An 18,956-nucleotide genomic window follows, 5' to 3' on the forward strand; every position below is an offset into this window, starting at 1 on the left:
TGAAACAACCATGTGGCGCGGCCGGCGTGCGCGTCAGCCCTGCATGAAGCGCTCCACCGCGTCGCGCCGCGGAATCGGCGCGACCGCGCCGTAGCCCGTCGTCGACAGCGCCGCCGCCGCGTTCGCGTAGCGCGCCGCCGTGAACGGATCGTCGCCCGCGACGATCCGCGCGACGAACGCGCCGCCGAAGCAGTCGCCCGCGCCCGTCGCGTCGATCGCGTCGACCGTGAAGCCCGGCACGACGCGCCGTTCGTGCGGCGTCGCAACATACGCGCCGTCCTTGCCGAGCTTCAGCGCGACGACCTGCGGCCCGAGTTCGAGCATCGCGTCGACGATCGCATCGCGGTCGTCCGCGCCTGTGATCGCCGTGACATCCTCCCAGCTCGGCAGGCAGATGTCCGTCTGGCGCAGCGCCTCGCGCATCACCGCGCGGGCGCGCGGCAGCGGCCACAGCTTCAGGCGCAGGTTCGTGTCGAAGCTGACCTTCGCGCCGTGCTTGCGCGCATGCTCGATCGCCGCGAACGCGGCGTCGCACGCAGCCGTGCCGATCGCGAGGCTGATGCCCGACAGGTGCACCGCCTTCGCGGCGGCGAGCGCGTCGAGCGGCAGGTCGCCGGTCGCGTAGCGGCTCGCGGCCGAGCCGGCGCGCAGGTAGTCGAACTGATGGCCGTTCGGGCCGTGCGTGACGAAGTACACGCCGGTCGGCGCCGCATGGTCGATGCGCACATACGTCGTGTCGACGCCCTCACTGCGCCACAGGTCGCTCAGCAGCCGGCCGAACGGGTCGTCGCCGACTGCCGACACGAAGCCCGCCGACGCGCCCTGGCGCGCTGCCGCGATGCAGAAGTTCGACGTGTCGCCGCCGAAGCCCTGCAGGAATTCGGGACGGCCCGGCTGCGACTGGTTGAATTCGACCATCGCCTCGCCGAGCGCGAGAATCTCCGGAAACGGCGCCGCCATCGCTTACACCTCGCCCCACAGATCGTGACCGTCGGCGCCCGTGATCTTCACGGACACGAAATCGCCGACCTTGTAGCGCTTCGACGCCTTCTGCGCCGGCTCGACGTAGACGACGCCGTCGATTTCCGGCGCATCCGCCGCCGTGCGGCCGATGCCGCCTTCGTCGCTCACTTCGTCGATCAGCACCTTCAGCGTCTTGCCGACCTTGCGCTCGATGCGCTTCGCCGACACCTCCTCGGCCACTTCCATGAAGCGCGCGCGACGCTCCTCGCGCACGTCGTCGGGCAGCGCGCCGTCCAGCTCGTTCGCCGTCGCACCCTCGACCGGCGAATACGCGAAGCAGCCGACACGGTCGAGTTCCGCCTCGCGGATGAAGTCGAGCAGCGTCTCGAACTGTTCCTCGGTCTCGCCGGGGAAACCCGCGATGAACGTGCTGCGGATCGTCAGGTCCGGGCAGAGCTCGCGCCACTTCTGCACGCGCTCGAGCACCTTCTCGGCGTTCGCCGGGCGCTTCATGCGCTTCAGCACTTCCGGATGCGCGTGCTGGAACGGCACGTCGAGGTACGGCAGCACGTGGCCCTTGAACGGACCTTCGGCCATCAGCGGAATGACTTCATCGACGCTCGGATACGGATACACGTAGTGCAGGCGCACCCACGCGCCGTACTGCGCCGCGAGTTCGCCGAGCGCGGCGACCAGGTCGGTCATGCGCGTCTTGATCGGCTTGCCGTTCCAGAAGCCCGTGCGATATTTGACGTCGACGCCGTACGCGCTCGTGTCCTGCGAGATCACGAGCAGTTCCTTGACGCCGGACTTGAACAGGTTTTCCGCTTCGAGCATCACTTCGGCGACCGGGCGCGACACGAGGTCGCCGCGCATCGACGGGATGATGCAGAACGTGCAGCGGTGGTTGCAGCCTTCGGAAATCTTCAGGTACGCGTAGTGGCGCGGCGTGAGCTTGATGCCGGCCGCGGGCACGAGGTCGACGAACGGATCGTGCGGCTTCGGCAGGTGCGAATGGACCGCCTGCATCACCTCGCCGACCGCGTGCGGGCCGGTGACCGCGAGCACCTTCGGATGCACCTCCTCGATCAGGCCCGAGCCGCTTGCGCTCTTCTTCGCGCCGAGACAGCCGGTGACGATCACCTTGCCGTTTTCGGTCAGCGCCTCGCCGATCGCGTCGAGGCTCTCCTGCACGGCTTCGTCGATGAAGCCGCAGGTGTTGACAACGACGAGATCTGCGCCGTCGTAGGTGCCGGAGATTTCATAGCCTTCGGCGCGCAGCTGGGTGATGATTTGTTCGGAGTCGACCAGCGCTTTCGGGCAGCCGAGCGAAACGAAGCCTACTTTCGGGGATTGAGACATCTGGAATGTGGGGCGTGGCAGCAAAAACGAGAGTTTACAGCCATTTAGGGTTCGGCGAGCCAAAATGAGCAGGTGGCGGCGGCATGGACCGGCGGCTTGAGTACGCCGATCGATGGGCGGTCGACCACGGACTGGAAATTGATGTGGCCCTGCCAGATCATCGACGCCGGCGCTTCTGCCCCGACGTCGAATTCAAGGTCGATCCAAGCAATTTGATGCTACGGAGTGACCTGCCCTGCTTTTTGATCACGGCGAGGCACCAGCGGGCATGCATCAGCGCAGCGCGAACTCGCGATCCAGTTTGTCGGCGAGCACCGAGAAGTTGACTCGCTCGAACACCACCTTGCTGCATCAGCCGCAAAAGCCGCCGCAGCATGTCAAACCTTTTACTTCCCGATCATTTCGTCAGCCGGATACAACTGCGGCATCGTGCACGCGGCCTCGACGTTCTTCGTGTGCAGCCAGTCGCCGTAGTCAGATTCAGCTCAATCCACAAATATTCAACAAAAGCAACGAGCATTTTAATTTACCCCCCCAAACAAACCCGACCTCAGACAATCAAACGCAGCCGCCACTCGAAAAATCCGCCTTGACCGGACGTTTACATCCCAACATCCACGACCTACCATCAAAATTCCAATGCGAACTTGATCGGACATTTCCACGTCCCGCACTTCTTGATCGCCTTGGTTTAAGCCGCCATGAATATGGAACAATGAATACCTTATTCACATTGGAGGAAATAATGTCTCGAATCATTTGGGGAACCATCGACAAAAACGGAAGCATACTCAACGGCAGCGGAGATTTCACCGTCGAGAACGTCAGCTCTGGCAAGTACGCGATCTCCTTCAGCCCTGGTTTCTCCGCACTCCCCGGAATTGTCGGATCTCAAAACAACTACAACGATTCAGGACAAGCCAATTCTGACGGAGTGGCCTTCCCGTTCGTCAACAAGAACTCCTGTCAAGCCAATACCGGCAACAGTACCGGCAGCCTCCAGAACAGAAGCTTTGCATTTATCGCAATTGGCAACTAGCAAAACCTGAAATTGCCGAACCGACCTTACGCCGGGCACGCCATTTGCAAGCTGGCGGCTTCGGCAGTTTTCGATTGATGCATTTTCGGGAATTGATCCGATGTCAGTTGCCCCAAGGCACAATGCTGGCGAACCGAGTTGTAATCGCTTCGCCACATTCCGATGCGCGTATGTGCCTGGACGAAGCTGTCGAACGCACACCGAGCCAGGCATTCTTCGCGCAATCGTCCGTTGAAGCGCTCACCTTGCGTGATGCGCTCGGACACGTCTTTCGCCGTTTCATGTGAAGCGGTACACCGTCTTGCAGTACAGCCGCCTCGTCCGTTTGTGGTTCCGTATCAAACCAGCGCCTCTCTTGCGCCGACCGCCGAAACATTCATCGATTGAAGCGGCGAACATCTTCAACACCTTGGCTTCGCCAAATGCCACGTCTCGACATTAATCTCCCGATTCAATATCGACGCCCACAACCGCGATCAAAGCATTGAACAATACCCACCAGAATATTACAGCACCAATTCAATTCCAACCTTATCAACCAAGAAAAACGATAAATTTATTTAATTGGAATTAGACAATTCCAAACCATAATCTCTGTTGCGCACCGCAGCACCGAAATGTTGCACCCAACCATCAAGCAGCACAAATTTGTCGACAATTCCCATAAGCAGACCAGTCAAATCCGGAAATCCAACAATCAAAACAAACCACAAAGACTCAGACCCTATTTGTCGATAAAAACAAACACCACCTCACCGGGCATCAACCGCGTCAAAAACCACATCATCAATTCACTCACAAAGGACAAGTCGTGAAAAAAATTGCAACGGTGCTTTTTACTGCCATGATGCTCGCGTCTTCCTACGCGTCTGCGGAATCCATCTGCAAAGCCGGCAGGATCGACAAGATCGAGTCTGACCCGAGCGGCAACCTTCTGGTCAGCATTGTCGACAACACCTACGTGTTCAACCAGAAGGAATTTTTCTCGATCATCTATTCCGTCTTCAACAGCAACCGGAATTTCATCATCTACGGGAATGGATGCGTCAACGGCATGGTAGCTACTCGCTTCGCCGTTCGATAATCGCGCATCACGGCTGATCAACAGAAACCACGATTGATTTTTGCCTTCATGTCGGCCGACCGGCATACGCCGGCCGGCCCATTTTTCATCTTTCCGACACCGCCGCTTTGCGGCGTACGGATTCCACGCTCATTTACCCTGTTCCCTTTTCAATCTCTCGCCGCCCCCACGCGTACAGCAGCTTGGGATCGAACACGCGCTCGTGAAGCTGTGTGAACGCAGCGTGAAATGGTTGTCGATGAACAGGCGCTTGCCGGGCGACACGTCGCACGACGGCCGAACGGACGGCATTGTCGTGCGCTCGTGCACGGGGGGGGAAATCGGGAGCAACTTGCTACGGCAGCGATTCAGGCTCGCTGCCGAGCATCATAGAACCACGAGCAGCCTGCAGGCGCCGATGCGAACGACCGGTCCTGGGTATCGATCGGCGCCACCATCGCAGCGGACCATGAGTCCGCACGACATTCGGCGACCTTGGCGCGGACCTTGACGCGATGCGACTGACTCGCGTCCATCCCGCGCGATGCCGGCGCGGCGCGTTGCGCGCCCGCACCGGATATCCGCTTACTTCTTCTCCGGCTCCGAGCCAGGCGGCTTGAACGGGAACGAACTGAACATCGACTTCGCCTGATTCTGCATTTGTTCCTGCATCTGGACGAACATGTTCTTCGATTGCTCGATGTAGCTCGTCATCATGCCCTGCATCATCGGCGCCTGCATGTTCATGAACTGCGACCAGATCTCCGGGTTCATCGCATTGTTCTCATACAGGTTCTTCGACTGGTCCGCGAGTTTGTTCTGGATATCGATGAACGCCTGGATGTTCTTCTCCAGGTAGGTGCCCATCATCCCCTGCATCGCATGCCCGTAGAAGCGGATGATCTGTGACAGCATCGACGACGAGAACATCGGCACGCCGCCGCTTTCCTCTTCGAGGATGATCTGCAGCAGGATGCTGCGGGTCAGGTCTTCGCTCGATTTCGCGTCGACGACCTTGAAATCCTCCTGTTCCAGCACGAGTTGTTTCACGTCGGTAAGCGTGATGTACGTGCTTGTCTCGGTATCGTAGAGCCGGCGGTTCGGATATTTCTTGATGAGCCGTTCAGCCGTTTTCTTTGTAGTAGTCATGTAACGCCTTTAAGTGCCAGCGCAGCGCAGTGACGATCCCCCGCCGCCCGAAAGACGGGTGGTGGGGCCCCTTTGTAAACGCCGATCCGCGCGGCCGCCCGGCCCGCGCGGTTCGGGGGCTCAGCCCATGTGCAGGCCGCCGTTCAGCGAGAAGTCGGCGCCCGTCGCGAAGCCCGAATCATTCGACGCAAGCCACGCGACGATCGACCCGATTTCCTCGGGTGCGCCGAGACGACGCACCGGAATCGTCGCGACGATCTTCTCGAGCACGTCCGGACGGATCGCCTTGACCATGTCGGTGCCGATATAGCCCGGCGACACGGTGTTGACCGTCACGCCCTTCGTCGCGACTTCCTGCGCGAGCGACATCGTGAAGCCGTGAATGCCGGCCTTCGCGGTCGAGTAGTTGGTCTGGCCGAACTGGCCCTTCTGGCCGTTCACCGACGAGATGTTGATGATCCGGCCCCAGCCGCGTTCGACCATGCCGTCGATCACCTGTTTCGTCACGTTGAACAGGCTCGTCAGGTTGGTGTCGATGACGGCGGTCCAGTCCTCGCGCGTCATCTTGCGGAACACGACGTCGCGCGTGATGCCCGCGTTGTTGACCAGCACGTCGATCTCGCCGACCTCGGCCTTGACCTTGTCGAACGCTTCCTTGGTCGAGTCCCAGTCGCCGACGTTGCCTTCCGATGCGATGAAGTCGAACCCGAGCGCCTTCTGCTCCTCGAGCCATTTCACGCGACGCGGCGAGTTCGGGCCGCAGCCCGCCACCACCTTGAAGCCGTCCTTCAACAGGCGCTGGCAGATGCTGGTGCCGATGCCGCCCATGCCGCCCGTTACGTAAGCAATTCGCTGAGACATAAATCTCACTCCATTTTTTTGGTTTCGAGAGCAGCCGGGGCCCCCTCTGACTTCACGCGGCGCCGGCCGGACCTGACGGCCGGCGCCGAGAACCGCACGAAGGGATTACGGACGCTCGACCGCGAGCGCGACGCCCATCCCGCCGCCGATGCACAGCGACGCCAGCCCGCGCTTCGCGTCGCGCTTGACCATCTCGTGCAGCAGCGTCACCAGGATCCGGCAGCCCGACGCCCCGATCGGATGACCGATCGCGATCGCCCCGCCGTTCACGTTCACCTTCGACGTGTCCCAGCCCATCTGCTTGTGCACCGCCAGCGCCTGCGCCGCGAACGCCTCGTTGATCTCCATCAGGTCCAGGTCGCCCGGCGTCCAGCCCGCGCGCTCCAGGCACCGCCGCGACGCCGGCACCGGGCCCATCCCCATCACGCTCGGGTCCACGCCCGCGTTCGCGTACGCCTTGATCCGCGCCAGCGGCGTGAGACCCAGCGCCGCCGCCTTCTGCGCCGACATCACCAGCACCGCCGCCGCGCCGTCGTTGAGCCCCGACGCGTTCGCCGCCGTCACCGTGCCGTCCTTCGCGAACGCCGGCTTCAGCCCCGCCAGCGCGTCCGCCGTCACGCCGTGACGCACGAACTCGTCGGTCGCGAACTGCAGCGGCTCGCCCTTCTTCTGCGGGATCGCCACCGGCACGATCTCGTCGTTAAAGCGGCCCGCCTTCTGCGCCGCTTCCGCCTTGTTCTGCGACAGCGCCGCAAATGCGTCCTGCTCCTCGCGCGTGATCCCGTATTCCTTCGCGACGTTCTCCGCCGTGATTCCCATGTGGTACTGGTTGTACACGTCCCACAGCCCGTCTACGATCATCGTGTCGACCAGCTTCGCGTCGCCCATCCGGAACCCGTCGCGCGAGCCCGGCAGCACGTGCGGCGCCGCGCTCATGTTCTCCTGCCCGCCCGCGATCACGATGTCCGCCTCGCCGGCAATGATCGCGTTCGCCGCCAGCATCACCGCCTTCAGGCCCGACCCGCACACCTTGTTGATCGTCATCCCCGGCACCGCGCTCGGCAGCCCGGCCTTGATCAGCGACTGCCGCGCCGGGTTCTGGCCCGAGCCGGCCGCCAGCACCTGGCCCAGGATCACTTCGCTCACCTGCTCCGGCTTCACGCCGGCGCGCTCCAGCACCGCGCGGATCACCGTCGCGCCCAGCTCCGGCGCCGCGATCTTCGCGAGCGTGCCGCCGAATTTGCCGACCGCGGTCCGCGCGGCCGATACGATCACTACGTCCGTCATTTCCCTTTCCTCCGGGCCGGCGCGACACGGCGCATCGCTCCCCGCCCTGTTAAAAAAACTGCGGCGCATCGGACAGCGTGCGCCGCTGTCCGGTTTTCGTCAATCGCGCTGCAACACGTAGCGGCCGGGCGCCGGTTCGATCACCGGGAACTGTTGCGAGCCGAGCTGCGCGTGCGGAGCGACCTTGCGGCCGCCGTACTGATCGAGCCATTCGATCCAGGCCGGCCACCAGCTGCCGGGCTGCTCGGTCGCGCCGGCAAACCAGTCGTCGGCCGATTCGGGCAGGCTGTCGTCGTTGACCCAGTAGCTGCGCTTCTTTTTCGCGGGCGGATTGACCACGCCGGCGATGTGGCCCGACGCGCCCAGCACGAACTTCAGCGGGCCCGTCAGGATCGACGTCGATGCGTAGGCCGTCTGCCACGGCACGATGTGATCCTCGCGCGAGCCGTAGATGAACGTCGGCAAGTCGATCAGCGACAGGTCGACCGCTTCGCCGCACACGGTCAGCGCGCCCGGCTCACGCAGCCGGTTCTCGAGATAGGTATTGCGCAGGTACCACGCGTACATCGGGCCAGGCAGGTTCGTCGAGTCGCTGTTCCAGTACAGCAGGTCGAACGGCGCCGGCGTGCGGCCCTTCAGGTAGTTGTCGACGACGTAGTTCCACACGAGATCGTTCGGGCGCAGGAACGAGAACGTGTTCGCGAACTCGACGCCGCGCATCAGCCCGGGCGGCGTACCGTTCTTGCCGCCGATCGTCTGTTCGCGCATCTGCACGTGCGCCTCGTCGACAAATACGTCGACGACGCCCGTATCGGAGAAGTCGAGCATCGCCGTGAGCAGCGTCATCGACGCGGCCGGATGCTCGCCGCGCGCCGCAAGCACCGACAGCGCGGTCGCCAGCATCGTGCCGCCGACGCAGAAGCCGAGCGTGTTGATCTGCTCGCGGCCGCTGACCTGCTGCACAGCATCGATCGCGGCCAGCATGCCTTCGTTCATGTAGTCGTCCCAGGTCTTGTGGGCGACCGACGCGTCCGCGTTGCGCCACGACACGAGGAACACCTGGTGGCCGCACGACAGCGCGTGCGCGACGAGCGAATTTTCGGGCTGCAGATCGAGGATGTAGAACTTGTTGATGCACGGCGGCACGATGAGGAGCGGCCTTTCGAACACCGTCTCCGTCGTCGGCTTGTACTGGATCAGCTGGATCAGGTCGTTCTCGTAGACGACCGCGCCCTCGGTGCAGCCGAGGTTCCTGCCGACCACGAACTGCGATTCGTCGGTCTGCGAAATCTTGCCGCGCTGCAGGTCGCCGAGCAGGTTCATCATCCCCTGCCGCAGGCTCTCGCCCTGGGTCTCGATGATCGACTTCTGCGCGTCCGGATTGAGCGCGAGGAAGTTGCTCGGCGCGGCGGCGGCCGTCCACTGCTGGACCGTGAAGCGAATCCGCTCGCGCGTCTTCGGATCGGTCTGGAGCGCGTCGGCGAGCTCCTGCAGGTAGCGCGCGTTGAGCAGGTACCACGCCGCGGCGAACGCGTGCGCGGGCGACGCCTTCCATGCGTCGCCGCTGAAACGGCGATCCTTCAGTTCGGGCGCCTCGAGCTTCGCCGCGCTCGCCTGCTGCATCAGCGTCGCGCAGTCGCGCGCATAGTCGGCCTGCAGCTTCTGCAGGCGCTCAGGGGCAATCGCGGCGACCGGCAGCTTCAGGCCCGCGAACGGCGACGCCGCGCCGCCGAAATCGGGCATCGACGGCACCTGGAACGGAAACGACTTGGGAAACTGGAACGTCGCGAACGGATTCGTCGCGGCCGATGCGGTCGCCGCGCGCGCCGGGTCCGCGAAGCCCCGCCATGCGTTCAACCACGCCTCGAACATCTGCTGCATCGGCTGGGCTGCCTGATCGAATGCCTGGCGGCCCGTGGAAGTGTCCGCCTGTGCGGACGTCGACGAGTTTTTCGATGCTGTCATTACCTGCCTTACCGGTGATTCCTGAGCGTCAATCGTGGAAATCCTGCTCGCGGCGCGGCGTGCCGGCCGAACGAGCCGGGCCGTCATGCACTGGAGGGGCGCCTCCAGATTCTGCCGCAGTGCGGTATTTTTATCATTATCGTTTTCCCCATGTGAAGCGTTGCATCAAACCGGCGCGCCGTTTAACCGCTAAATCGAGATAATCCGCACGAAACAGGCGGGACAAGGCTTCCGGCGAACCCGAAACATTTTCGTTCGCTTGACTTCACATATTTTCTTTTGCTTGCGGATGCGCGGCGCAACGCCGCGCAAATATCGAGACAATCCGATGCCGCGTCGCAGCAAGCTCGTCCGCGCGCCATGTCAGTCCGTCAGCCAGATCGCCGCCGCCATGCGGCCCGTCACGCGGTCGCGCCGGTACGAATAGAAGCGCGAACGCTCGGCGACCGTGCACGCGCCGCCGCCGGTCACGCGCACGACGCCCGCGCGCGCCAGGCGCAAGCGCGCCAGCGCGTAGAGATCGGCGAGATACTTGCCGGGCGCGCCTTCGATCGCGACGAACGCGCGGCCGGTTTCATCATGCTCCGACTGCGGGGCCGTGTCGAGAAATGCGTCGCGCACGTCCGCGCCGACCTCGAACGCATCCGGGCCGATCGCCGGCCCGAGGAACGCGTGCAGGCCGTCCGTCGCGCCGCCTGCAAGCGCCGCGACGCGCGCGGCGGTCTGTTCGACGATGCCGGCAGCGAGCCCGCGCCAGCCCGCGTGCGCCGCGCCGACCGCGCGCCCCTGCGCATCGCACAGCAGCACCGGCAGGCAATCAGCGACCATCACGACGCATACCGCATTCGCGCGGTCGGTTACGCTCGCGTCGGCCTGCGCCGGCGCAGCGGATCCGGAATCGGCTGCAATCACCTCGTCGGCGCGCACGATCCGCGCGCCGTGAACCTGATCGAGCCATGCGGCGCGCGGCTGGCCCGCAAGCGCAAGCAGCCGTGCGCGGTTCTCGGCGACGTGGGCCGGGTCATCGCCGGTATGCAGGCCGAGATTCATCCCGCCCGGCAGCGCGACGCCGTCCTGCCAGCGCCCGTAAGCGCCCTCGCTGACGCCGCCGTCGCGCGTCGTGACCAGCGCGCGCACGCGCGGCGACACCTGCCAGTCGGGCTGCACGCAGTCCTGCCACGTCAACGGCGCCAGGTTCGTCATCGCCACTCACTCCTCCTCGTCGTCCAGGTACGGCTCATCGTCGTGATAGTCGCCGCCGAAATCATCGTCGTAGACACCGTCGTCGTCGTCGAATTCCCCATCGTCCTGCCCGAATCCGAGCGCCGCGACGAGCGCGGTCATGTCGTCCGGCAACGGGCAGCGCCATTGCATCGTCTTGCCGCTCACCGGATGCACGAGACCGAGCCGCCACGCATGCAGCGCCTGCCGCGCGAAACCGTCCGGCAGCGGCGTCACCGAGCGCTTGCCGCGCGCGCGCCCGTACACGGGGTCGCCCAGCAGCGGATGCCCGGCGTGCGCGCAATGCACGCGGATCTGGTGCGTGCGGCCCGTCTCGAGATCGCACTGGATCGCGGAAACCGGCTGACGTTGCCACAGACATGTGTCAACCGTGCGGAAATGCGTGCGCGCCGGCTTGCCGGACGCTCCGGTCACGACCGCCATCCGGGTGCGCTCGCGCGGATCGCGGCCGATCGGCGCGTCGATCGTCCCGTCCTCCGGCATCGTGCCCCAGACGAGCGCGAAATAGCGGCGCTTCACGGTGCGGGCCTGCAGCTGGCGGACCAGGTCGGTCTGCGCGGCAAGCGTGCGCGCGACGACCATCAGGCCCGAGGTCTCCTTGTCGAGCCGATGGACGATCCCCGCGCGCGGCAGGCCGGCCGCCGCGTCGCCGTAGCGGTGCAGCAGGCCGTTGAGGATCGTGCCGCTCCAGTTGCCGGCGGCCGGATGGACGACGAGGCCGGCCGGCTTGTTGATCACGACGAGCGCGTCGTCCTCGTAGACGATGTCGAGCGGCACCGGCTCCGGCGTGAACGCGAGCTGCTCCGGCAGCAGGTCGGGCACGAGCTCGATCGTCGCGCCGAGCGGCACCGGCTGGCGGATCTTCGCGGGCGCGCCGTCGACGCGCACCCGCTGTGCGTCGATCCAGCTTTGCAGCCGGCTGCGCGAGAATTCGGGGAACAGTTGCGCGAGCGCCTTGTCGAGTCGTTCGCCGGCGAGCGACGGCGGGACTTCGACGACACGCGGCGCATCGTCGGCCGTGGCGGACGACGCAACGGACGACTGCAGCGCGTCGCCGATCAGGTCGTCATCGAGCGAATCGCCGGGAGCGGCGTCGGCGGGCCGATCGCTTGGGCTATAATCTTCGCGATTTGACTTGCCCTTCTGGGCATTCTGCGAATTTGAACGGGTCATTTAGACTGGGTCACCGAGACTTGAAGCTAGGACATGCGAGCATGATGAATTCGACCAAACGCGCGGCAATTACCGTCGCCGCCCGGGCAACGGCGGTTGCGGCCGCAGCCCTCATCGCGGGTTGCCACGGCTTGCCGCAGAAGCAGGACGAGACCGCGACCTGGTCGAACAACAAATTATACTCAGAGGCTCAGGATGCCCTGACCGGCGGCGACTGGGGCAAGTGCGCGAAGTACTTCGAGGCGCTGCAGGGCCGTGACCCGTTCGGCCATTTTGCGCAACAGGCGCAGATCAACGTCGCGTACTGCAACTGGAAGGACAACGAACCGGCTGCCGCCGACCAGGCCGTCGACCGCTTCATCCAGCTCCACCCGGATCACCCCGACATCCCGTACGCGTACTACCTGAAGGGCATGATCCACTTCAACGACGATCTCGGTCTGTTCGGCCGCTTCTCCGGCCAGGACATGAGCGAGCGCGACCCGCAGGCGCTGCGCGAATCGTATGACGCGTTCAAGGTCGTCGTCGACCGCTTTCCGAAGAGCAAGTACGCGCCCGACGCGGCGGCCCGGATGCGCTACATCGTCAACGCGCTCGCGTCGCACGAAGTGCACGCCGCCGACTACTACTACCGTCGCGGCGCCTATGTCGCGGCGATCAACCGCGCGCAGCTCGCGATCAAGGAATACAAGGGCGCGCCGGCGATCGAGGACGCGCTGCACATCATGGTCCTGTCGTACGACAAGCTGCAGCAGCCGCAACTCGCCGAGGACACGAAGCGCGTGCTCGCGGGTACGTTCCCGGACAGCCCGTACGTGACGGGCAAGGCCCGCCCCGGCGCGAAGAAGTCGTGGTGGCAGTTCTGAGCCGCCGCTGCAAATGAAGCGACAAAAAAACCCGGCCGATTGGCCGGGTTTTTTACTGGCGCCGCACCGCGGCGCTACACGGACGCCGCCGAGCGGCTACACCCGCTTCGCCGCGCGATGCTCTTCAAAGAACTCCTCGACGACTTCGATCTCGCGGGTCCGCTTGAACGGCGGCAGGCTCTGCCAGATCCGACGCCCATAAGGCTTGTCGACGAGGCGCGTGTCGCAGATCATCAGCACGCCGCGATCGGTTTCCGCGCGAATCAGCCGGCCCGCGCCCTGCTTCAGCGTAATCACCGCCTGCGGCAGCTGGTGCGCGGCGAACGGACTCAAGCCCTTCTTCGTGAGCGCGTCGAGCCGCGCGGCCAGCACCGGATCGTCGGGCGGCGCGAACGGGAGCTTGTCGATCACGACGAGCGACAGCGCGTCGCCGCGCACGTCGACGCCCTCCCAGAAGCTCTGGCTGCCGACGAGGATCGCGTTGCCGTACGCGCGGAACCGATCGAGCAGTTCGGTGCGGCTTGCATCGCCCTGCACGAGGAGCGGCGTGTTCCACCCGCGCGACTCGATCACGTCGCGCAGCTTCGCGGCGATCCGGTCGACCGCGCGCAGCGTCGTGCACAGCATGAACACGCCGCCGCCCGACGCCTCGATGGCCGGCAGCGCGGCGTCGAACACCGCATCCGTGAATGCAGGCGACGACGGCTGCGGCAGGTTGCGCGGCACGTACAGCAGCCCCTGCGTCTGGTAGTCGAACGGGCTCGCGAGCGTCATCGAGCGGCGCGAACTGAGCCCCATCTGCGCCGCGTAGTGCGTGAAATCACCGCGCACCGACAGCGTCGCCGACGTGAACACCCATGCGCGCGGCACGCCCGCGCGCTGCTTCGCGAAGATCGGCGCGACGGACAACGGCGTCTCGTGCAGCTGGACCGTATGCGAGAACACCTCGACCCAGCGCACCTTCTCGCCGGCGTCACCGCCCTCGCCGGCCTTCGAATCCGCCGCCTCCGCGCTGGCGGCCGCCTGCGCGGCGCCGGGCGTGACCCAGCCGGCGAGCAGGTCCTGCAGCTCGCGCGCGCGCCGCAGGCATGCGCCGAGCGATTCCGCGCGTTCGGCCTGGCTCGCGAGCGCCGACGCCAGCGCGTCGAGCGCCGCCTCCAGATCGTCAAGCGCGCCGAACAGCGGATGGTCGTCGCCGAGCTGCGCGAGCGACATGCGCACGATCGTGTCGTCCGCGAACGCAAGCCGCAGGTCCCGCGCAGCACGCTCGAGCGCGCCGCCGAGCTTCACCCATTCGACCGCGTCGCGCGCATGGCTCAGGCCCTCCGCGACCGTATCGCGCGCAAGCTCGAGGATCTGCGTTGTCGACAGCGTTTCGCCGAAGAACAGCGTCGCCGTCTCCGGCAGCTGGTGCGCTTCGTCGAAGATGATCGTGTTCGCGTTCGGCAGCAGCTCGGCCATCCCCGTGTCGCGCAGCATGATGTCCGCGAAGAACAGGTGATGGTTGACGACGACGACGTCGGCCTGCTGGGCCTCGCGCCGAGCCTGCATCACGAAGCAGTCCTTGTAGTGCGGGCACTCCTGGCCGAGGCAGTTGTCGCGCGTCGACGTGACCATCGACCATACGGGCGCGTTCTCCGGCACGCTCGCCAGCTCGGCCTTGTCGCCGCTTCGCGTGATTTTCGCGAAACGGACGATCTCCTGCAGGTACGCGGTGTCCTGCCGCGACGGCAGCCTGCCGTTGTCCGCGGTGCGCTGCAGGTAGTAGTGGCACAGATAGTTCGCGCGCCCCTTGAGCATCGCGACCGTGACCGGCACCGCGAGGGCGTCGCGCACGGTCGGGAGGTCGCGCAGGAACAGCTGGTCCTGCAGGTGCTTGGTGCCGGTCGATACGATGACCTTGCCGCCCCACAGCATCGCCGGCACGAGATACGCGTAGGTCTTGCCGGTGCCCGTGCCCGCCTCGACGATCAGCGTGTTGTCGCCCGCGTCGCCGTCGGCCTCCGCTTCCGCGACGCCGTCCGCGCCGGGTTCGGCCGCGTGTTCCGCGTCATTCTGCAGGCGCCGCGCCGGGCGCTTGCGGGTCTCGAAGATCTCGGGTTCGGGCATCCGGCGCGCGGACGCCTCCATCGCGGCCGCGACTGCACGCGCCATCTCGATCTGCGATGCGCGGGGACGGTAGCCGTCGAGCGCGCGCGCAAACAGCCCGCCGTCGCCGAAGATCGCGTCGAGCTCGTCGACGCGCTTGCGGCTCAGCTCGAAGGTGGCTTCGGGCGCACGTGCGCGCCCGGCGGACGAGCTGTCTCGCCGGGCATCGGGGGTGGCTTCAAGCGGTGAATTCAAGGCAAGCGTTCCTGTGTCCAGCGCCCGAGCGGCGCCGGCGCTTGCCAGGCCGCGCTCAGGCGCGCTTATCCGGTTCCAGCTGCGATTGCAGCATGATGATTTTGTCTTTGGCCGCCAGCTTCTCTTTCTTCAGCCGGTGCAGCGTTATGTCGTCGATGTCGGACCGCCCTTCCTTCTGCTCGATTTCCCGAGCCAGCTGAGCGTGGAGCTCCTGCAATGAAGCCAACCGGTTGTGCAATTCCTGCTGCTGTTCCACTTGACGGCTTTGCATATGCGCCTCCTCATCGAAGCAGCGCGCCGGCCCGCGTGCCGGTGCGCTCGAGACTGCTTTCCGGATCAACCCAACACGTTACTGCCCCTGCATTTGCTGCTGTTGCTGCTTGGCCTTCTCGGCCGCTTCCTTCTGTCGCTGCTCCACGTCGGCCTTGTGCTGCGCGGCCTCCTTCTGCTTCTGCTCGTAGCGCGCGGCGTTGTCCGCCCGTTCCTGCGCCTTCTGGGCCGCCTGCTGGTGCGCGTCGTCGAGCTTGCGCTGGAAATCGGCCTGTTTCTGATCGTAGGCCTGCTTGTTCGCCGCGCGCTGCGGGCCTTCCGTGCCCCGCTGCGCCTGCTTCAGCGCACTCTGCTCCTGTTTGTCGCGGAACGCAGCCGCGTTCGCCGCTTCGTTCGCCGCGCGCTGCGGCGCCTCCGCCGCATTTTGCGCCTGTTTCAGCGCGATTCGCTCGTCGCGCTGCTGCGCCCGTACCGCGCGCTGCTCGTCGTCGAGCGCGAGCTGCTCCTGACGGATGCTCGCGCGCTCCTCGCGCATCTGGTCGCGCGCCTTGCCGAGGCAGTAGTTGACGAAGAACGTGCTGTAGCAGTCGTGTTCGGCCACCGCATAACGATAATCGTTTTTGGCCGTGCGTTGATCGAGCACTTTTTGACGTGCGTCGAAGTCGCGTGTGGTCGAGGCCGAGACGGGCGCGGCCGCGTCGGCGGCCGATGCGGCGACAGCGGACGCCTGCGCATGCGCACCGGCCGCCCCGAGGGACAAAGCCGCGGCAAGCGCTGCGCCGAGCGCGACGAGAGGAAAACGGGAGGTTGGCAACGTCGTAGGAAAGCTGCGGGACATGTGTCAAATTCTATCACCCCGCGGATGGACGCTCGGCCATTTATGGCAAAATGCCCCGCTTCATTCACCCGCGGCGTCTGGTTCGGCGGGCTCGCCGCGAGCGGCCCGCCAGGCGGGCCTCACGGGCCCGCGCCGCGATTTCAGCAGGCAGATCATCCACGACATGACGGAAACCGTAGCACTCAAGATCGTACAGCGCATCGCCACCGAACTGACCGTCCAGCCGCGCCAGGTCGCGGCGGCAGTGCAACTCCTCGACGAAGGCGCCACCGTTCCGTTCATTGCCCGGTACCGCAAGGAAGTGACCGGCAACCTGGACGACACGCAGCTGCGCCAGCTCGAGGAACGCCTGCTGTACCTGCGCGAGCTCGAGGAGCGCCGCGCCACGATCCTCGCGAGCATCGACGAGCAAGGCAAGCTGACCGACGAGCTGCGCGCCGCGATCGACGCCGCCGACAGCAAGCAGGTGCTCGAAGACCTTTATCTGCCGTACAAGCCGAAGCGCCGCACGCGCGCGCAGATCGCCCGCGAAGCCGGCCTCGAGCCGCTCGCGCAGGCGCTGCTCGGCAACCCGCTGCTCGACCCGCAGGCCGAAGCGGCCGCCTACGTCGACGCCGACAAGGGCGTCGCCGACGTGAAGGCCGCGCTCGACGGCGCCCGCGACATTTTGTCCGAACAGTTCGGCGAAACGGCCGAGCTGCTCGGCAAGCTGCGCGACTACCTGCACAACCAGGGCGTCGTGTCGTCGGCGGTCGTCGAAGGCAAGGAGAACGAAGAAGGCGAGAAATTCCGCGATTACTACGACTACGCGGAAACGATCAAGACCGTGCCGTCGCACCGCGCGCTCGCGCTGTTCCGCGGTCGCAACGCCGGCGTGCTGACGGTCAAGCTCGGCCTCGGCGAGGAACTCGACGCGCTGGTGCCGCATCCCGGCGAGGCAATGATTGCGCGCCATTTCGGCATCGCGAACCAGAACCGGCCGGCCGACAAGTGGCTGTCCGATGTCTGCCGCTGGTGCTGGCGCGTGAAGGTGCAGCCGCACATCGAGAACGAATTGCTGACGCAGTTGCGCGAGGACGCCGAACACGAGGCGATCCGCGTGTTCGCGCGCAACCTGAAGGACCTGCTGCTCGCGGCGCCGGCCGGCCCGAAGGCCGTGATCGGTCTCGACCCCGGCCTGCGCACTGGCGTGAAGGTCGCGGTCGTCGACCGCACCGGCAAGCTGCTCGCGACCGACACGATCTACCCGCACGAGCCGCGCCGCGACTGGGACGGCTCGCTCGCGAAGCTCGCGCGCATCGCCGCGCAAACCCAGGCGGAGCTCGTCAGCATCGGCAACGGCACTGCGTCGCGTGAAACCGACAAGCTCGCGAGCGAGCTGATCGCGAAGCACCCCGAACTGCGCCTGCAGAAGATCGTCGTGTCGGAAGCCGGCGCGTCCGTGTACTCGGCGTCCGAGCTCGCGGCGAAGGAATTCCCCGAGCTCGACGTGTCGCTGCGCGGCGCCGTGTCGATCGCGCGCCGCCTGCAGGACCCGCTCGCCGAACTCGTCAAGATCGAGCCGAAGGCGATCGGCGTCGGCCAGTACCAGCACGACGTGAACCAGCGCGAACTCGCGCGTTCGCTCGACGCGGTCGTCGAGGACTGCGTGAACGCGGTCGGCGTCGACGCGAACACCGCTTCGGCCGCACTGCTCGCGCGCGTGTCGGGCCTGAACTCGACGCTCGCGCGCAACATCGTCGACTATCGCGACGCGAACGGCCCGTTCCCGTCCCGCGAGCACCTGCGCAAGGTGCCGCGCCTCGGCGACAAGACCTTCGAGCAGGCAGCCGGCTTCCTGCGCATCAACGGCGGCGAGAATCCGCTCGACCGCTCGTCGGTGCACCCGGAAGCGTATCCGGTCGTCGAACGGATCCTCGCGAAGATCAGCAAGCGCATCGACGACGTGCTCGGCAGCCGCGAAGCGCTCGCGGGCCTGTCGCCCGCCGAATTCGTCGACGAGCGTTTCGGCCTGCCGACCGTGCGCGACATCCTGTCGGAACTGGAGAAGCCGGGCCGCGACCCGCGCCCGGAATTCAAGACCGCGACGTTCCGCGAAGGCGTCGAGAAGGTGTCGGACCTGGTGCCCGGCATGGTCCTCGAAGGCGTCGTGACGAACGTCGCCGCGTTCGGCGCGTTTGTCGACGTCGGCGTGCACCAGGACGGCCTCGTCCACGTGTCCGCGCTGTCGACGAAGTTCATCAAGGACCCGCACGAAGTCGTGAAGGCCGGTCAGGTGGTCAAGGTCAAGGTGCTCGACGTCGACGTCAAGCGCCAGCGCATCGCGCTGACGATGCGCCTCGACGACGATGCGACCCCGGGCACGGCGGCGCGCAGCGGCCAGGATCGCGGCGCAAGCCGAGGCGGTCAGGCGCGGCCGCCCCGCTCGCGCGAGCCGGAACCGGCCGGCGCAATGGCCGCGGCGTTCGCGAAACTCAAGCGCTGAGCATCGCACGCGCCAACAAAAAGCCCGCCTGACGGCGGGCTTTTTTCGTT

16 protein-coding genes are annotated in these 18,956 nt (G+C 65.6%); 3 read left to right on the forward strand and 13 right to left on the reverse strand.

The annotated features are described in order from the left end of the window. Nucleotides 1-33: 33 nt before the first annotated feature. The gene (locus tag B7P44_RS09660) at nucleotides 34-960 is read right to left on the reverse strand and encodes a sugar kinase (RefSeq protein ID WP_084903313.1); all 927 of its coding nucleotides are present in this window, start codon (nucleotides 958-960) and stop codon (nucleotides 34-36) included. A 3-nt stretch (nucleotides 961-963) separates the two neighbouring features. After that, a complete protein-coding gene (gene rimO, locus B7P44_RS09665; protein ID WP_084903316.1) occupies nucleotides 964-2,325 on the reverse strand; it encodes a 30S ribosomal protein S12 methylthiotransferase RimO in 1,362 nt (453 codons plus the stop codon). A gap of 268 nt (nucleotides 2,326-2,593) precedes the next feature. Here rimO and B7P44_RS36270 point away from each other — a divergent pair, with 268 nt between their 5' ends. Next, entirely contained in the window at nucleotides 2,594-3,364 is a 771-nt protein-coding gene (locus B7P44_RS36270) for a hypothetical protein (RefSeq protein WP_157721055.1), read from the forward strand. A gap of 26 nt (nucleotides 3,365-3,390) precedes the next feature. On the opposite strand, the gene B7P44_RS09670 is transcribed toward B7P44_RS36270, so the two are convergent. The 8 genes from B7P44_RS09670 to B7P44_RS09705 form a co-directional block, all read right to left on the reverse strand. Next, on the reverse strand, nucleotides 3,391-3,630 hold the full coding sequence (locus B7P44_RS09670) for an integrase core domain-containing protein (RefSeq protein ID WP_084903319.1): 240 nt from the start codon (nucleotides 3,628-3,630) through the stop codon (nucleotides 3,391-3,393). A 458-nt stretch (nucleotides 3,631-4,088) separates the two neighbouring features. Continuing rightward, nucleotides 4,089-4,514 (reverse strand): hypothetical protein, encoded by a 426-nt coding sequence (locus B7P44_RS36275; protein WP_157721056.1) that lies wholly within the window; start codon nucleotides 4,512-4,514, stop codon nucleotides 4,089-4,091. Nucleotides 4,515-5,012: 498 nt separating this feature from the next. Continuing rightward, a complete protein-coding gene (phaR, locus tag B7P44_RS09680; protein ID WP_084903325.1) occupies nucleotides 5,013-5,576 on the reverse strand; it encodes a polyhydroxyalkanoate synthesis repressor PhaR in 564 nt (187 codons plus the stop codon). Nucleotides 5,577-5,696: 120 nt separating this feature from the next. After that, nucleotides 5,697-6,437, reverse strand: coding sequence for a 3-ketoacyl-ACP reductase (locus tag B7P44_RS09685; protein ID WP_084903327.1), 741 nt, complete (start codon nucleotides 6,435-6,437; stop codon nucleotides 5,697-5,699). Nucleotides 6,438-6,542: 105 nt separating this feature from the next. Then, nucleotides 6,543-7,724: an acetyl-CoA C-acetyltransferase gene (locus tag B7P44_RS09690; RefSeq protein ID WP_084903330.1), complete on the reverse strand. Its 1,182-nt coding sequence runs from the start codon at nucleotides 7,722-7,724 to the stop codon at nucleotides 6,543-6,545. A 99-nt stretch (nucleotides 7,725-7,823) separates the two neighbouring features. Next, nucleotides 7,824-9,689, reverse strand: a complete 1,866-nt coding sequence (gene phaC, locus B7P44_RS09695) for a class I poly(R)-hydroxyalkanoic acid synthase (protein ID WP_084903332.1) — start codon at nucleotides 9,687-9,689, stop codon at nucleotides 7,824-7,826. Between the two features lie 363 nt (nucleotides 9,690-10,052). Continuing rightward, complete coding sequence (gene pgeF / locus B7P44_RS09700; RefSeq protein WP_084906571.1) at nucleotides 10,053-10,892, reverse strand: peptidoglycan editing factor PgeF; 840 nt, start codon at nucleotides 10,890-10,892, stop codon at nucleotides 10,053-10,055. 6 nt (nucleotides 10,893-10,898) lie between these two features. Further along, the gene (locus B7P44_RS09705) at nucleotides 10,899-12,104 is read right to left on the reverse strand and encodes an RluA family pseudouridine synthase (protein ID WP_084903335.1); all 1,206 of its coding nucleotides are present in this window, start codon (nucleotides 12,102-12,104) and stop codon (nucleotides 10,899-10,901) included. 41 nt (nucleotides 12,105-12,145) lie between these two features. On the opposite strand from B7P44_RS09705, the gene B7P44_RS09710 reads away from it, so the two are divergent. Further along, nucleotides 12,146-12,970, forward strand: coding sequence for an outer membrane protein assembly factor BamD (locus B7P44_RS09710; protein WP_059611435.1), 825 nt, complete (start codon nucleotides 12,146-12,148; stop codon nucleotides 12,968-12,970). 96 nt (nucleotides 12,971-13,066) lie between these two features. Here the strand turns inward: B7P44_RS09710 and B7P44_RS09715 are convergent, their stop codons facing one another. The 3 genes from B7P44_RS09715 to B7P44_RS09725 form a co-directional block, all read right to left on the reverse strand. Beyond that, the gene (locus B7P44_RS09715) at nucleotides 13,067-15,313 is read right to left on the reverse strand and encodes a DNA repair helicase YoaA (RefSeq protein ID WP_084903339.1); all 2,247 of its coding nucleotides are present in this window, start codon (nucleotides 15,311-15,313) and stop codon (nucleotides 13,067-13,069) included. 55 nt (nucleotides 15,314-15,368) lie between these two features. Beyond that, nucleotides 15,369-15,584 (reverse strand): HP1242/YdcH family protein, encoded by a 216-nt coding sequence (locus B7P44_RS09720; RefSeq protein WP_084903341.1) that lies wholly within the window; start codon nucleotides 15,582-15,584, stop codon nucleotides 15,369-15,371. Nucleotides 15,585-15,662: 78 nt separating this feature from the next. Further along, nucleotides 15,663-16,421 (reverse strand): hypothetical protein, encoded by a 759-nt coding sequence (locus tag B7P44_RS09725; protein ID WP_084903344.1) that lies wholly within the window; start codon nucleotides 16,419-16,421, stop codon nucleotides 15,663-15,665. Nucleotides 16,422-16,584: 163 nt separating this feature from the next. Here B7P44_RS09725 and B7P44_RS09730 point away from each other — a divergent pair, with 163 nt between their 5' ends. Next, entirely contained in the window at nucleotides 16,585-18,906 is a 2,322-nt protein-coding gene (locus tag B7P44_RS09730) for a Tex family protein (RefSeq protein ID WP_084903346.1), read from the forward strand. Nucleotides 18,907-18,956 lie beyond the last annotated feature (50 nt).

Source organism: Burkholderia ubonensis subsp. mesacidophila (assembly GCF_002097715.1).
Lineage (GTDB): Bacteria > Pseudomonadota > Gammaproteobacteria > Burkholderiales > Burkholderiaceae > Burkholderia > Burkholderia mesacidophila.

Bases quoted from the DNA above. Each gene is read 5' to 3' on its own strand.
- phaC (WP_084903332.1), bottom strand. From the start codon at position 9,689: ATGACAGCATCGAAAAACTCGTCGACGTCCGCACAGGCGGACACTTCC.
- B7P44_RS09730 (WP_084903346.1), top strand. From the start codon at position 16,585: ATGACGGAAACCGTAGCACTCAAGATCGTACAGCGCATCGCCACCGAA.
- B7P44_RS36270 (WP_157721055.1), top strand. From the start codon at position 2,594: ATGCATCAGCGCAGCGCGAACTCGCGATCCAGTTTGTCGGCGAGCACC.
- phaR (WP_084903325.1), bottom strand. From the start codon at position 5,576: ATGACTACTACAAAGAAAACGGCTGAACGGCTCATCAAGAAATATCCG.
- B7P44_RS09660 (WP_084903313.1), bottom strand. From the start codon at position 960: ATGGCGGCGCCGTTTCCGGAGATTCTCGCGCTCGGCGAGGCGATGGTC.
- B7P44_RS09725 (WP_084903344.1), bottom strand. From the start codon at position 16,421: ATGTCCCGCAGCTTTCCTACGACGTTGCCAACCTCCCGTTTTCCTCTC.
- B7P44_RS09710 (WP_059611435.1), top strand. From the start codon at position 12,146: ATGATGAATTCGACCAAACGCGCGGCAATTACCGTCGCCGCCCGGGCA.
- pgeF (WP_084906571.1), bottom strand. From the start codon at position 10,892: ATGACGAACCTGGCGCCGTTGACGTGGCAGGACTGCGTGCAGCCCGAC.
- B7P44_RS09685 (WP_084903327.1), bottom strand. From the start codon at position 6,437: ATGTCTCAGCGAATTGCTTACGTAACGGGCGGCATGGGCGGCATCGGC.
- rimO (WP_084903316.1), bottom strand. From the start codon at position 2,325: ATGTCTCAATCCCCGAAAGTAGGCTTCGTTTCGCTCGGCTGCCCGAAA.
- B7P44_RS09720 (WP_084903341.1), bottom strand. From the start codon at position 15,584: ATGCAAAGCCGTCAAGTGGAACAGCAGCAGGAATTGCACAACCGGTTG.
- B7P44_RS09705 (WP_084903335.1), bottom strand. From the start codon at position 12,104: ATGACCCGTTCAAATTCGCAGAATGCCCAGAAGGGCAAGTCAAATCGC.
- B7P44_RS09690 (WP_084903330.1), bottom strand. From the start codon at position 7,724: ATGACGGACGTAGTGATCGTATCGGCCGCGCGGACCGCGGTCGGCAAA.
- B7P44_RS36275 (WP_157721056.1), bottom strand. From the start codon at position 4,514: ATGCCGGTCGGCCGACATGAAGGCAAAAATCAATCGTGGTTTCTGTTG.